We start from the raw sequence: 13,739 nt of genomic DNA, 5'->3' as shown, positions 1-13,739 counted from the left end.
CACGCGGGAGCGTGCAATGATTCAGCCGGGGCGCCGAAAGCGCGCGGGTGCAGGGCCGGCGCGCCGGCAGGCCCTGCTCGGTTGAGGCTGGGAGGTTTAAGTAGATAAATACACATAAACAACCGAAACATCCCACTTTACGACCGATGACGGCAGCGAAGCCGCAGAAGGAATGCAGGCGTTTGCCAACGCAACAAACCTCAAGCCCCTTTAACATCAGCCACATAACCGCACATAAACAACCGAAACATCCCACTTTACGACCGATGACGGCAGCGGAGCCGCAGAAGGAATGCAGGCGTCTGCCAACGCAACAAACCTCGATCCCCAGCCACATAAACGCCTATAAACAACCGAAACATCCCACTTTACGACCGATGACGGCAGCGGAGCCGCAGAAAGAATGCGCGCGTCTGCCAACGCAACAAACTCGATCCCCAGCCACATAAGCGCCTATAAGCAACCGAAACATCCCACTTTACGACCAATGACGGCAGCGGGGTTGCAGGCAGACGCCGGACGGGGCGTCCCGCCAGCCCTACCTGGCATCCGGCCTCACGAGATCAAACCTCTGATCCTCCGAAATCCCGTAATAGGCGCTCGGGCCGCCCGCCCGCAACACCGGCTCCGCGCGTGACGTCTGGTAAATGCCGTCTTCCAGCAGCGTGCGGTCAATATGCACCGCCACCACTTCCCCCAGCACCAGCCAGGAATCGAGCTTCCGGCCGTCAGCGCCTTCAAGCTGGATCAACTGTGACAGCTTGCACTCGAAATTCACCGGGCTTTCCAGCACCCGGCAGGCGGCGACCCGGCGGCCGCGTATTGGCGTAAGCCCGGTGCGTTCGAACTCGTCCTCGCCGTTCGGCAGGCTGGCGGAGGTCTCGTTCATCTGCACCGCCAGGGAGCGCGTCGCCAGATTCCACACAAACTCCCCGGTAGCGCGGATATTCGCCACGCTGTCTTTCCAGCCGGTGCTGGAAAAACCAATAATCGGCGGCCGGTAGTTAAAACAGTTAAAGAAACTGTAAGGCGCCAGATTGCGCTGCCCCTCAGCGTTCAGCGACGAAATCCAGCCAATCGGCCGCGGGCCGACAATCGCGTTCAGCGGGTCGTGCGGCAAACCGTGCCCGGCGGCGGGTTCATAGTAGTAACGGTCATCAGCGTAACGGTTCTCTTCAGTCATGGCATACCTGCTTGTTTAATGGCGTAATCCTTAACGTTAGCCGCCGGGCAGGGGGTTCGTCCAGGGGGAGAATGTGCGCTCTGCGTGCCGATGGGGCCACAGGCCGTGGGCGGAATGTGCTATCGTATGGCGCAGAAAATGTTGTGAGAGAGCCTTCAGGTGCAAAAAAAGAAAACCTTCCCGCAGGAAAAAAGCGGACTTCACGCGCGTAACCGCCACCGCAGCCGCTACGATTTCCCGGTGCTTATCGCCTCCAGCCCGGAGCTGGCCGCCTTTGTGGCGGAAAATGCCTGGGGTGACCTGTCCGTGGACTTCGCCGACCCGGCTGCCGTCAAGGCGCTGAACCGCGCGCTGTTGCGCCACTTCTACCAGATCGCGGAGTGGGACATCCCGGAAGGTTACCTCTGCCCGCCCATCCCCGGCCGGGCCGACTACCTGCACCACCTGGCTGACCTGCTCGCCTCCTGCAACCGGGGCGAGGTGCCGCGCGGCAAAAATATCACCGTGCTGGATGTCGGCATCGGCGCGAACTGCATCTACCCGATTATCGGCCTGCATGACTACGGCTGGCGCTTCACCGGCAGTGACACCGATGAGGTGGCGCTGGCCTCTGCGAAGAAGATCATCGCGCAGAACCCGCTGCTGACCCACAATGTGCGCTTGCGCCTGCAAAAACAGCCGCAGCAGATCTTCACCAACATCATCAAACCCAATGAGCGTTACGACGCCACCCTCTGCAACCCGCCGTTCCACGCCTCGGCAGAAGAGGCCGCTTCCGGCACCCGCCGCAAGCGCCAGAACCTCGGCCAGGGCAACCCGGACGGCGCGCCGCTGCTTAACTTCGGCGGCCAGAGCAACGAGCTCTGGTGTGAAGGCGGCGAAGCCCTGTTCATCAGCCGGATGGTCAGCGAAAGCCGCACCCTGGCGCAGAACTGCTTCTGGTTTACCTCGCTGGTGTCGAAAAAAGAGACGCTGCCGCTGATCTACCAGGCGCTGGAAGAGGCCGGGGCTGTCACGGTACGGACGCTGGACATGGCGCAGGGGCAGAAAGTCAGCCGCATTGTCGCCTGGACGTTCCTGAACGAACGGCAGCAGGCCGCCTGGGTCGCGAGCCGCTGGCAGGGCTGAAAAGCGGGGCAGGGCAGGAAAACGGCGGGCAGGACGCCCGCCGCCAAACGTTCCGGACAGAGGCTCAGGAAACGTGTTGCAGGAACTCGCGCAGGCGGTCGCTTGGCGGGTTGTTGATCAGGGCGTGCGGTTCGCCATCCTCGGCGATGCGGCCCTTGTCGATAAAGATCAGGCGTGAGGCCACTTTCTCGGCGAACCCCACCTCGTGGGTGACGATCACCATCGTCATGCCCTCTTCAGCCAGATCCTTCATGACCGTCAGCACCTCGTGGCGCAGCTCCGGGTCCAGCGCGGAGGTCGGCTCATCAAACAGCATCAGCTTCGGTTTCACCGCCAGCGCACGGGCAATCGCCACGCGCTGCTGCTGGCCGCCGGACAGCTCAGACGGGTAGTGGTGGGCGCGCTCAGACAGCCCGACTTTACCCAGCAGCTCTTTCGCCAGTTTCTCGGCATCTGCCTTGTTGGCCCCGCGCACGCGGATCGGCCCGAACGCCACGTTCTCCAGCGCCGTCAGGTGCGGGAACAGGTAAAACTGCTGGAACACCATGCCCGCTTCCTGGCGGATCAGGCGCTCGTCCACTTTCGGGTCGTTGACTTTCAGGCCGTCAACCACCAGATCGCCGGAGGTGATCTCTTCCAGCTTGTTGATGCAGCGCAGCAGGGTGGATTTCCCGGAGCCGGACGGCCCGATAATCACCACCACTTCGCCCTGGTTAATCTTCAGGTCAATGTCATGCAGCACCTGGGTTTTGCCGAAATGCTTGGAGACGTTTTTGAATTCGATCATATGATTTTCAGTTTTCTTTCAAGCCGGCGCAGGATGAAGCTCAGGGCCAGGGTGATGATCAGGTAGATCACCGCCACCGCCGTCCAGATTTCCATGGCGCGGAAGTTCCCGGCAATGATCTCCTGGCCCTGACGGGTCAGTTCAGCCACACCGATCACAATAAACAGGGAGGTATCTTTGATGCTGACAATCCACTGGTTGCCGAGCGGCGGCAACATGCGGCGCAACGCCAGCGGGGCAATCACGTAACGCAGGGTGTCACGCCGGGAGAGGCCCAGCGCCAGCCCGGCCTCACGGAAGCCGTTATGGATAGACAGCACCGCGCCGCGGGTGATCTCCGCGATATAAGCGCCGGAGTTGATGATAATCGTCACCACCGCCGCACTGAACGGGTCAATACGCACCGGGATCATCATCGGCAGGGCGAAGTAGATAAACATCACCTGCACCACGATCGGCGTACCACGGATAAGCTCGATAAACACCAGCGCGATGTGGCTGGAAAGCCAGCCGCCATAAGCACGGGCAAAGCCCGCGATCACGCCGATAATCAGGCCGCCCAGCAACCCCAGGACCGAAATCCACAGGGTCATCTTCGCGCCTTCGAGCAAAAGGGGGAGAGCGGGCCAGATGGCGCTCCATTCAAACTGCATGACTCATCTCCTGGAAAAACCGGCAGCGGGTGCTGCCGGGAAACTGCTTAACGGTGGGGCGCCGGCCTTATTTAGGCTCGGTGCCGAACCATTTTTTGTAAATCTCGTTGTAAGTGCCGTTGTCACGCAGGGTTTTCAACGCACCGTTGACCTTCTCGCGCAGGTCGCTGTTTTTCGGGAACGCGATGCCGTACTGCTGGGCTTTGATCGAGTCGCCTACCGCTTTGAACTGGCCGTTGCCGGCGGTTTTGATGAAGTAGAGGATGTTCGGGGTGTCATGCAGCACCGCATCCGCCCGGCCGGTGGCCAGCTCCATGTAAGCGTTGTCGATGTTCGGGAACTGGCGCAGGTCTTTGGTTTTGATATTGGCTTTCGCGTAATCCACCGAGCCGGTGCCGCTCTTCACGGCCACCACTTTCCCGGCCAGATCTTTCTCGCCGTTAATCGCGGTGTTGTCATTTTTCACCATCACCAGCAGGCCGCTGTTGTAGTAGCCGTCAGAGAAGTCGATGGCGTTTTTACGCTCCGGCGTAATGGTGATGCCGGCCAGCGCCAGGTCAACGTTGTGGGTCTGCAAGGCTGGGATGATGCCGCTGAAATCCATCGGCTTCAGGCTATAGTCCAGCTTCAGCTCTTTGGCGATGGCGTCCCAGAGGTCGATGTCAAACCCGACATATTTGTCGCCCTGTTTAAACTCAAACGGCACGAAAGCCGTATCCGTGGCGACAATCAATTTATCGGCTGCGTGTGCGGAAAACGCGAACGCCAGTGACAGGGCAACCAGCGAACTTTTTGCGTATGAACGTAACAGTGACTTCATGGAAAGTTCCTTATGTAAGGCCGGGGGGTAATAGCCAATTCTTATATTTCACGCCCTGCCATGAAAGAATCGTGCCAACTTTTCGAGTTATTGAAAAGCAATAGGATTTTTCGCACTCTCTCCTAAAACAGCCCGGCAGGGGCGTTATTGCACCATCAGGGTGCACTAAAACGGTGCAGGTGTTCTCTGGTGGTGCATGGGGACAGGATAAGCACTGTTTTGAGGAATTAACGTGCGTTTATTAACAATAACGCTTTTAGTTTGCTACTAAACGGTAACTTTTCCAGGGCAAAAGGCGTTATTCCGCGAAAAAAAGCGGGAGAGGGCAGAGGAGGGAATGATAAGGAAACATAATCGGTAAGGGGCGGGGGCCGGTGGCCCGGCCCGCCTAACGTAACTGGCTGTCTTTACTGCCGCGGCGGTTATACCCGGCATGGTCTTGCGCGGCTTTGTCCAGCTCAGCCTGGCACTGCACGCAGTAACGTACGCCTTTCAACGCCTGCCGCCGCGCTTCCGGGATCGGCTCGCCGCACTCCTGGCAGAATTTCTCACTGTCGCCGTGCCCCAGCGCCTGCCGGGCGCGTTGCACCGCATCATCCACGGTCGAATCAATCTGATCCTGAACGGCACCATCTTGTGCCCAACCACTGGCCATTGTTACCTCCGGTGATAAATAAACAAGCCCCGGCCACCGTATTCACCCTCAGGTGAAATAACGTGCCGGCACCTTAAATTATAGCTGTTAATCGGGTGGTTTGCCGGAAAGCCCAATAACGGCGTGGGTAATTTGCGTTAAGAAAGCGTTAATCTGAAGAAGTAAGGTTACATGGGGTAATTTCAGGTTACATTTGGATGAAAATTGTACGTAAGCTAAGAATAATCTTAAATTTATTGTGTTCATTTATTTCATATGATAAATAGGCAGCGTTTTAGTTAAGTCCCCTTTTTTTGAGGCGTTATTTTACCCATTCGCGCTATTCCGGCAGCCCGCTGCCTTTGTCATTTTATTACCGGTTAAGGTTAATCACGTGTCTGATACGCTGTTTTCCATACTCCCCGACGATGTTGCGCCGCCTGATAATATCGCCTCCATTAAACGCACGCTGAATGAACAGGCGGACGCCCTGCACAAGCTGGCGGAGCATATTGACCCGGCGCACTATCAAAAGGCGCTGGCGCTGATGAGCCAATGCAAAGGGCATGTCATTCTGTCGGGAATGGGAAAATCGGGCCACGTGGGGCGCAAAATGTCTGCGACGCTGGCCTCAACCGGCACGCCCAGTTTCTTTATCCATCCGGCGGAAGCCTTCCACGGCGATCTGGGGATGATTACCCCGTATGACCTGCTGATCCTGATCTCCGCCAGCGGCGAAACCGATGAGATCCTGAAGCTGATCCCGTCGCTGAAAGCGTTCGGCAACCGCATCATCGCCCTGACCAATGTCGGCAACTCCACCCTGGCGCACCATGCTGACGCGGTGCTGGAGCTGATGATGGAGAGCGAAAGCTGCCCGAATAACCTCGCGCCGACCACCTCCACCACGCTGACGATGGCGATTGGGGATGCGCTGGCCATCGCCCTGATGCAGCAGCGGCAGTTCCAGCCCACGGATTTCGCCCGCTACCACCCCGGCGGCTCGCTGGGCCGCCGCCTGCTGACCCGCGTGGCTGACCTGATGCAGACCACTGTGCCGCAGGTGCAGGCCTCCGCCACCTTCCGTGAGGTGATTCAGGAGATCACCGGCGGCTGCCAGGGCATGGTGGCCGTGAATGACGAGGCCGGACGGCTGGTGGGCATCATCACCGACGGCGACCTGCGCCGGGCGCTGGCGAAGTGCAGCGGCCTCGACACCTGCACCGCCCGCGACATCATGACCTCAGACCCAATCACCCTGCCGCAGGACACCATGATCGCGGATGCCGAACGGCTGATGCAGCAGGCGCGTATTTCCGCGCTGCTGGTCACCGGCGAGGGGCGGGATGTGGTGGGGCTCATCCGGATTTTTGATTAAAAATTCAGCTAATTACTCGAATAACGCCCATTTTTGCGCGATAACCCCTGTGTTGCAGGGGGATAACGCGCGTGATAATGGCACCACGCCACGCCCCTTAATAAAAATGATGACCCCTCATGTTAATGAATAACGTAAAAGCTGCGATGCCGGGCCGGCAACTGGCCCGACGGTTACGGCAGGCTGTCAACCTGGCCTTTTTGCATCGCCACCTGGCAAAAATCATCATTATTGCGCCGCTGGCGCTGCTGATTATTTATCTGGTGCTGTTCAGCCAGCCGCGCTTCCAGAGTGAATCCACGGTTGCCGTTAAACGTTCCGATGATATCAACGGCAGCAGCGTCAACGTCGGCTTGTTGCTGGGGGCAGGGGCGACCAGTACCGCCGAGGATGCGCTCTATTTAAAAGCCTATATCAACTCGCCGGATATGCTGGCGCTCCTCGACAAGCAGCTCAATTTCCATCAGGCCTTTGGCGCCAGCGGCTGGGATATTTTCTACCACCTGCCGGCAGAGCTGCCGCGTGAGCGCTTCCTGGAGTACTACCGCAACCGCATCAGCGTCACGTTTGACGATAAAACCGGCCTGCTGACCATCGCCACCGAGGGCTTTACCCCGGAGTTCGCCCAGCGCTTTAACCAGGCGGTGCTGAGGGAGTCCGAGCGTTTCATTAACGAGCTGTCCCACCGGATCGCCCGTGACCAGCTGGCCTTTGCTGAGAAAGAGATGCATGAAGCCAGCAGCCGCCTGGACGCCAGCCGCGCCGCGTTGCTGGCCTACCAGAACAGCAACAGCATTCTGGACCCCGGTGCCCAGGCCCAGGCGGCAAGCGCCCTGGTGAATACCCTGACCGGCCAGAAAATCCAGATGGAAGCGGAACTGCGCAACCTGCTGACCTACCTGCGTGAGGATACCCCGCAGGTGGTCAGCGCCCGCAATGCGCTGGCGTCGCTCTCGGCACAGATTGAGGCGGAGCAGAGCAAAATTACCGCGCCGGACGGCCGCCAGCTCAACACCATGGCGGTGGACTTCGAAGCCATCAAAGCCAGGGTGGCGTTTGACACCGACCTTTACAAGCTGGCGCTCACCTCGATTGAGAAAACCCGCGTTGAAAGCGCGCGCAAGCTGAAAGTGCTGTCAGTGATCAGCTCGCCGCAGATGCCGGAAGAGTCGACCTACCCCAACAGCCCTTACCTGATCATCAGCCTGTTGCTGATCTGCTGCTTACTCTTCGGCACCATCAAACTGCTGCTGGCAGTGATTGATGACCACCGGGACTAATAACGACTACCGCGAGCACGCCATGAAACTGTTTAACACCGTGATTCTTAGCCTGATGTTGCCGCTGGCCCAGGCCCAGGCGATCTCCCTGACCGCCGACCCGAGCCTGACCGGCGCGGCCCCGCTGCCGCAGGTAATAAGCGGCCAGACCGCCCAGCCTGCGGGCAACAACCAGTTTGACGACACCCCGGCACCGGTTGTCCCGGCCCCGGCCAGCCGCATGTTCGGCGCCCAGATCTTCAGCGGCAGCGGCGGCAACAGCGCCAGCAGCATCGGGTTCAACCCCGGTTATGTGATTGGGCTGGGCGACCAGATCCAGGTGCGGCTCTGGGGCGCCTTCAACTTTGAGGGCAGCCTGGCGGTGGACCCGAAAGGCAACATCTTCCTGCCGAACGTCGGCCCGATGAAAGTCGCCGGCACGCCGAACGGCCAGCTCAACAGCCTGGTCACCAGCAAGGTGAAAGAGGTCTATCAGGCCAACGTCAACGTCTATGCCTCGCTGGTGCAGGCGCAGCCGGTCAAGGTGTTTGTCACCGGTTATGTCAATAACCCCGGCCTGTATGGCGGCGTCGCCTCCGATTCGTTGCTCTCTTACCTGAGCAAGGCAGGCGGGGTGGACACCGAGCGCGGCAGTTATGTTGACATCGAGGTCAAGCGCGGCAACCGCGTGCGCAACCACATCAACCTGTATGACTTCCTGCTGAACGGCAACCTCAGCCTGTCACAGTTCGCCGACGGTGACGTGATCGTGGTCGGCCCGCGCCAGCACACCGTCAGCGTGCAGGGCGAGGTGTTCAACAGCTATGACTTTGAGTTCCGTGACGGCTCACTGCCGGTCAGCGAGGCACTGAGCTGGGCGCGCCCGAAACCGGGTGCCACCCACATGACCATTATCCGCCAGCAGGGCACCGTCAAACGCAGCGAGTACTACCCGCTCAGCCAGGCAAGCGGCCGTTCCCTGCAGGACGGCGACCAGCTGATCGTCAGTGCTGACCGCTACGCCGGGACGATCCAGGTGCGCATCGAGGGCGCGCACTCCGGCGAACACGCCGTGGTGCTGCCGTACGGGGCCACCATGCGCCAGGTGCTGGCCCAGATCCGCGCCAATAACATGTCGCAGCTGAACGCCATCCAGCTGTTCCGCCGCTCGGTGGCGGAGCGCCAGAAAGAGATGCTCAACCTGTCGTTGCAGAAGCTGGAGGAGGCGTCGCTCTCGGCCCAGTCCGCGACCTCTGAAGAGGCCAACCTGCGGATGCAGGAGGCGCAGCTGATCAGCCGCTTTGTGGCCAAGGCGCGCAACGTGGTGCCCAAGGGCGCGGTGGTGCTGAATGAAAACACCCTTGACCAGGTGATCCTGGAAGATGGGGACATCATCAACATCCCGGAGCGCACCTCACTGGTGATGGTGCACGGCGAAGTGCTGTTCCCGAACGCGGTGGCCTGGCAGAAAGGGCTGTCGCCGGATGACTACATCGCCAAGGTGGGGGGCTTCACCCAGAAAAAAGGCAACGCGAAGGTCATCGTTATCCATCAGAACGGCGAGGCGGATGACGCCGACAATGTCGACACCCTGCAACCGGGCGATGAGCTGATGGTACTGCCGAAGTTTGAATCGAAGAGCATTGAAGTCACCCGCGGTATCTCGACCATCATTTACCAGATTGCCGTCGCCGCCAAAGTTATTTTGACGCTGTAAGGAGAGGGGATGATCGGCATCTTTTCGGCAGGTATTGCGCGTATTCCCCATCTTGAAGAGCTCCTGCCGGAAGGGGTCGTCAAGCTGGCATGTCACCGGCAGATCCCGGCTTCGGTCACCGCTGTTGCCGTTTGGGGGCATCGCCCCAGCGGGCATAAGGCGGCAGCTGCAGCCCGCCGCCGGGGCGTGCCGGTGTGGCGGCTTGAGGATGGATTTATCCGTTCACTCGGATTAGGCGTCGCCGGAAGCCCGCCATACTCCATCGTAGTGGATCAGGCAGGGATCTATTACGATGCCGCCCAACCCAGTACGCTGGAATACCTGATCCAGGACCAGCCAGGCAACGCGGTGCTGTATCCGCAGGCCAATGCGGCAATAGAAACCATTACCCGGCTTGACATCTCCAAATACAATCAGGCCCCGCCTTACAGCGGTGTGGTGCCTGAAGGCGATATAGTTCTGGTGGTTGATCAGACCTTTGGGGATAAGGCCGTCGCTTATGGCGGGGCGGGGCCGGAGGCATTTTCCCGGATGCTGGAGGCGGCCCTGGAAGAGCATCCGGAGGCGGCGATCTGGGTCAAAGTGCATCCGGATGTCTTGCACGGCAAAAAAGCCGGCTATCTGGCTGAGGCTGCCCGTAAGGCCGCTGAACAGCACCCACGTGTTACGCTGCTGACCTGCAATGCCAGCCCTTACTCTCTGCTTCAGCATGTCAGCCGGGTGTATGCGGTAACGTCCCAATATGGGTTTGAAGCACTCCTGGCCGGAAAAGCCGTCACGTGTTTTGGGCTGCCATGGTATGCCGGCTGGGGGCTGACGGACGATCGCCATCCCCAAGCTTCATCTTTATCCCTCCGCCGTGGCCGGGCAACCCTGACCGACCTTTTTGCTGCCGCCTATCTGCGCTACAGCCGCTATCTCGATCCCCAAAGCGGCAAATCAGGCACGCTGAATGAGTTGCTGACGTGGCTGGGTATGGCGCGTGATCATTGCCGCGCACGGCAAGGGACACTGGTTGCGCCAGGCATGTCGATGTGGAAGCGGGCCATTTTGTCACCGTTTTTACAGACAGCAGATAACCGGCTGCGTTTCAGCCCAACGCCGGCAGGAGCCACTGCCGCTGTTGTGTGGGGCATTAAAGGGGAGCGTCAGTGGCAGAATGCCGCGCACGATCCGGCGTTACCAGTCTGGCGCATGGAGGATGGCTTCCTGCGTTCTGCCGGGCTGGGTTCTCATCTGCATCCCCCCTTATCGCTGGTGTTGGATAAGTGCGGCATCTATTACGATGCTACCCGTCCAAGTGATCTTGAAACGCTGCTGAACCGTAGTGCATTGACAAAGCAGCAGTGTGAGCGGGCAGCTGCGCTCCGCCACCGTCTGTTGGCAGCCCGCCTGAGTAAATACAACCTGGGTGCTGCCTTCTCACGGCCGGCAGCAGCAGCCGGCAAACGGCTGTTGCTGGTGCCGGGACAGGTTGAGGATGACGCTTCTATCCTGACCGGAACCGTAGGGATCTGCAGTAACAGCGCCTTACTGCGTACAGTGCGGGAACGTAACCCAGACGCTTACATCCTCTATAAACCGCACCCGGATGTGTTGGCCGGTAACCGCAAAGGTGCCATCGCCGCAGAGGATGTGGCGTGCTGGGCTAATGAAATGGTGCTGGATGCCGATATTATTCACTGTATCCGGGCAGCAGATGAAGTACATACCCTGACATCACTGGCCGGTTTCGAAGCCCTGATGCACGGCAAACCGGTGACATGCTATGGGATCCCGTTCTACGCCGGTTGGGGGTTAACCCAGGATGAATACCCATGTTCCCGGCGTACACGCAGAATCACACTGGATGAATTGGTATATCAGGCTCTGATCCGTTACCCCAGTTATATTCACCCTGTTTCCGGTAAACCCCTTACCGCAGAAGCCGCCGTGAATTATCTGGAAAGTCTCCCACGTGGGGAGATGTTTATCGCAAAAAGAAAATTCAGCAGCATCATCAATATGTATAAAAAGATTAAGATGCTGATTAAAGTCAAATTAAATTATAACGCCGCCCAACAGCTTTAATACTCTGGTCATGCCGTAATACAGCACTGCTAAAGGCATGAATAATAAATAAGGCCCATAAAGTGGGGCCGGTTTTCTCACGTTGGTGTATATGGAAAATAGCGCCCTCACGTTATTACTTTCTGGTAAGAAATACCTGCTATTGCAAGGACCAATGGGCCCATTTTTCAGTGATGTGGCACAGTGGCTGGAAACGCTTGGGCGGGAGACTGTCAATGTGGTGTTTAATGGGGGCGATCAGTTTTATTGCCGCCAACGCACGGTGCTTCCTTATCGGGCCACCCCCAAAGAGTTTCCCGGCTGGCTGAAAGAGGTCTATCGTCATTATGACTTTGACACGATACTCTGCTTTGGTGATTGCCGCCCCTTGCACCGTGAAGCAAAGCGTTGGGCACAGGCAAAAGGGATCCGTTTTTTGGCGTTTGAAGAGGGCTACCTCCGGCCGCACTTTATTACTGTAGAGCAAGGGGGCGTCAATGCCTTTTCCGGCATACCGCGTGAGGGAGAGTTCTACCGGCAATTACCTCCCCAGATATCTATGGACGTTACCGATCTTTCTCCCTCTTTTTCATTGAGGGCAGGTCATGCCATTCTCTATTATTTAATGGGTAAGTGGTATCGCAAGCAGTTTCCGGAATACCGGCACCATAAATCCTTTTCCCCCACTTATGAAGCGCGTTGCTGGATGAGGGCAGCGTGCCGGAAATATTGGTATGGGTTCCGTCAGCGCGGTATTTTGCCACAATTGTGCACCACATTAGATCAGCGCTATTATCTGGCTATCCTGCAGGTTTATAATGACAGCCAAATCCGTCACCATAGCCCTTATCATGATGTCCGTGATTATATTAACGATGTGATTTATTCCTTTGCCAAAAAAGCTCCGGCAGACCAAACACTGGTCATCAAGCATCATCCTATGGATCGCGGACACCGGCTTTATGGGCCGCTGATTCGTCGCCTGAGCGAGCAGTATAAAGTCAGCCAACGGGTATTTTATGTGCATGATTTGCCGATGCCGGAATTGCTGAATCATGCAAGAGGTGTAGTGACCATCAACAGCACCGCCGGAATCTCCGCACTTATCCACAATAAACCGCTTAAAGTGATGGGCAGGGCGCTCTACGATATGCGTGGGCTGACATTTCAGGGGCATCTGAACCAGTTCTGGGGATCGGATTTCAAACCCGATATGAAGCTTTTTCAACGGTTCCGCACTTATCTGTTAAATACCACCCAAATCAATGCGGTGTATTATGGGCAGAATTATCATTTTATTCTTGATAAGAGGGAAGAGCCGGAACAGTCTGAAAGGTGGGGTAATGAAGCAGGTAATATAGGGAAATCGCTTAAACCCTGAACACATAAATACCGGACAGCAATATAATGCTGCCCGGTTATCATTATGTAACGTCGTTCCAGGTAATAAGATCCGGCGTTAAGGGCAGCAGATTGCCTGCCGCTTTCAGCATTTTCAGACGTCCAAGCGTTGCTTCTACATTCGTCCAGTCCAATCCATCCACATTGCGGATATCATAATCCCACCAGTTCAACGCCAGTAAACGGGCAATAATATCAGGCGCAAACCGATATTTTACGATGTGTGCCGGTGTTCCTCCGACAACAGCGTAAGGCGGAACATCACGGGTAATGGCTGCTCGTGAGGCGATAATCGCCCCATGGCCAATCTTACAGCCGCGCCGGATAGACACACCTTCACCTATCCACGCATCGTTACCAATGCTATTACGCCCTTCATTCTTACCTTCCTGGCGAAAGATCTCTGCGGCTTTCTTAATAGTTCCGGCCTGGTGACGATAAAATGACATCGTCTCTTGATGCCGTTTCCAGTACCGGGTGGTATAGAACATAGGCGACGTAGAGAAATAACCGGTCGGATGTTCACTTTCACCAACATTAAGACGCCGTGCAATAGAGCAATAACGACCGATACGGCCGGTCGCCATGATTAAGGCATCTTCTCTCACATAGCTGTAAGCGCCAAAAGAGCGGACATCGTAATGTCCGCGGGCCAGCCAGATAGGTGACTCAAACGTCATCTCTGCCGGACGAATCAATTTCGTTTCTTACGGAGAGACAATATCGATAT

General features: G+C 57.5%; 12 protein-coding genes. 6 read left to right on the top strand and 6 right to left on the bottom strand.

Going from position 1 to position 13,739, the window contains the following annotated elements; all coding sequences use genetic code 11:
- Positions 1–538 precede the first annotated feature (538 nt).
- The gene (locus CYR52_RS19330) at positions 539–1,183 is read right to left on the bottom strand and encodes a flavin reductase family protein (protein WP_072926043.1); all 645 of its coding nucleotides are present in this window, start codon (positions 1,181–1,183) and stop codon (positions 539–541) included.
- Between the two features lie 159 nt (positions 1,184–1,342).
- Here CYR52_RS19330 and rlmF point away from each other — a divergent pair, with 159 nt between their 5' ends.
- Entirely contained in the window at positions 1,343–2,311 is a 969-nt protein-coding gene (rlmF, locus tag CYR52_RS19325; protein ID WP_101829229.1) for a 23S rRNA (adenine(1618)-N(6))-methyltransferase RlmF, read from the top strand.
- Positions 2,312–2,375: 64 nt separating this feature from the next.
- On the opposite strand, the gene glnQ is transcribed toward rlmF, so the two are convergent.
- From glnQ to CYR52_RS19305, 4 genes are all read right to left on the bottom strand, one after another.
- A complete protein-coding gene (glnQ, locus tag CYR52_RS19320) occupies positions 2,376–3,098 on the bottom strand; it encodes a glutamine ABC transporter ATP-binding protein GlnQ (RefSeq protein ID WP_072926040.1) in 723 nt (240 codons plus the stop codon).
- Positions 3,095–3,751, bottom strand: coding sequence for a glutamine ABC transporter permease GlnP (glnP, locus tag CYR52_RS19315; protein ID WP_072926038.1), 657 nt, complete (start codon positions 3,749–3,751; stop codon positions 3,095–3,097). The genes glnQ and glnP overlap by 4 nt, the downstream gene beginning before the upstream one ends.
- Before the next feature lie 67 nt (positions 3,752–3,818).
- A complete protein-coding gene (gene glnH / locus CYR52_RS19310) occupies positions 3,819–4,571 on the bottom strand; it encodes a glutamine ABC transporter substrate-binding protein GlnH (protein WP_072926030.1) in 753 nt (250 codons plus the stop codon).
- Positions 4,572–4,959: 388 nt separating this feature from the next.
- Positions 4,960–5,226: a DksA/TraR family C4-type zinc finger protein gene (locus CYR52_RS19305; protein ID WP_101829228.1), complete on the bottom strand. Its 267-nt coding sequence runs from the start codon at positions 5,224–5,226 to the stop codon at positions 4,960–4,962.
- 373 nt (positions 5,227–5,599) lie between these two features.
- Between CYR52_RS19305 and CYR52_RS19300 the strand changes: the two genes are divergently transcribed.
- The 5 genes from CYR52_RS19300 (at position 5,600) to CYR52_RS19280 (ending at position 12,989) form a co-directional block, all read left to right on the top strand.
- Positions 5,600–6,583, top strand: a complete 984-nt coding sequence (locus CYR52_RS19300; RefSeq protein ID WP_101829227.1) for a KpsF/GutQ family sugar-phosphate isomerase — start codon at positions 5,600–5,602, stop codon at positions 6,581–6,583.
- Between the two features lie 125 nt (positions 6,584–6,708).
- The gene (locus CYR52_RS19295; RefSeq protein WP_394854024.1) at positions 6,709–7,863 is read left to right on the top strand and encodes a capsule biosynthesis protein; all 1,155 of its coding nucleotides are present in this window, start codon (positions 6,709–6,711) and stop codon (positions 7,861–7,863) included.
- Between the two features lie 22 nt (positions 7,864–7,885).
- The gene (locus CYR52_RS19290; RefSeq protein WP_072926865.1) at positions 7,886–9,559 is read left to right on the top strand and encodes a polysaccharide biosynthesis/export family protein; all 1,674 of its coding nucleotides are present in this window, start codon (positions 7,886–7,888) and stop codon (positions 9,557–9,559) included.
- Positions 9,560–9,568: 9 nt separating this feature from the next.
- A complete protein-coding gene (locus tag CYR52_RS19285) occupies positions 9,569–11,629 on the top strand; it encodes a capsular polysaccharide biosynthesis protein (RefSeq protein WP_101829226.1) in 2,061 nt (686 codons plus the stop codon).
- Between the two features lie 91 nt (positions 11,630–11,720).
- Positions 11,721–12,989: a capsule biosynthesis protein gene (locus tag CYR52_RS19280; protein WP_101829225.1), complete on the top strand. Its 1,269-nt coding sequence runs from the start codon at positions 11,721–11,723 to the stop codon at positions 12,987–12,989.
- Positions 12,990–13,032: 43 nt separating this feature from the next.
- Here CYR52_RS19280 and CYR52_RS19275 read toward each other — a convergent pair whose 3' ends face one another.
- Positions 13,033–13,689 carry a CatB-related O-acetyltransferase gene (locus CYR52_RS19275; RefSeq protein ID WP_101829224.1) on the bottom strand — a complete coding sequence of 219 codons (657 nt, stop codon included), beginning with the start codon at positions 13,687–13,689 and terminating at the stop codon, positions 13,033–13,035.
- Positions 13,690–13,739: the final 50 nt, after the last annotated feature.

This window comes from Chimaeribacter arupi (genome assembly GCF_002858805.1).
Classification (GTDB): Bacteria; Pseudomonadota; Gammaproteobacteria; order Enterobacterales; family Enterobacteriaceae; genus Chimaeribacter; species Chimaeribacter arupi.
This window is presented reverse-complemented; position numbering and strand designations above follow the sequence as displayed.

What these genes read in the sequence shown, in the direction of transcription:
- CYR52_RS19280 (WP_101829225.1), top strand. Translation starts at nt 11,721, where the DNA reads ATGGAAAATAGCGCCCTCACGTTATTACTTTCTGGTAAGAAATACCTG.
- glnP (WP_072926038.1), bottom strand. Translation starts at nt 3,751, where the DNA reads ATGCAGTTTGAATGGAGCGCCATCTGGCCCGCTCTCCCCCTTTTGCTC.
- CYR52_RS19275 (WP_101829224.1), bottom strand. Translation starts at nt 13,689, where the DNA reads ATGACGTTTGAGTCACCTATCTGGCTGGCCCGCGGACATTACGATGTC.
- glnH (WP_072926030.1), bottom strand. Translation starts at nt 4,571, where the DNA reads ATGAAGTCACTGTTACGTTCATACGCAAAAAGTTCGCTGGTTGCCCTG.
- CYR52_RS19285 (WP_101829226.1), top strand. Translation starts at nt 9,569, where the DNA reads ATGATCGGCATCTTTTCGGCAGGTATTGCGCGTATTCCCCATCTTGAA.
- CYR52_RS19330 (WP_072926043.1), bottom strand. Translation starts at nt 1,183, where the DNA reads ATGACTGAAGAGAACCGTTACGCTGATGACCGTTACTACTATGAACCC.
- CYR52_RS19295 (WP_394854024.1), top strand. Translation starts at nt 6,709, where the DNA reads ATGAATAACGTAAAAGCTGCGATGCCGGGCCGGCAACTGGCCCGACGG.
- CYR52_RS19290 (WP_072926865.1), top strand. Translation starts at nt 7,886, where the DNA reads ATGAAACTGTTTAACACCGTGATTCTTAGCCTGATGTTGCCGCTGGCC.
- CYR52_RS19305 (WP_101829228.1), bottom strand. Translation starts at nt 5,226, where the DNA reads ATGGCCAGTGGTTGGGCACAAGATGGTGCCGTTCAGGATCAGATTGAT.
- glnQ (WP_072926040.1), bottom strand. Translation starts at nt 3,098, where the DNA reads ATGATCGAATTCAAAAACGTCTCCAAGCATTTCGGCAAAACCCAGGTG.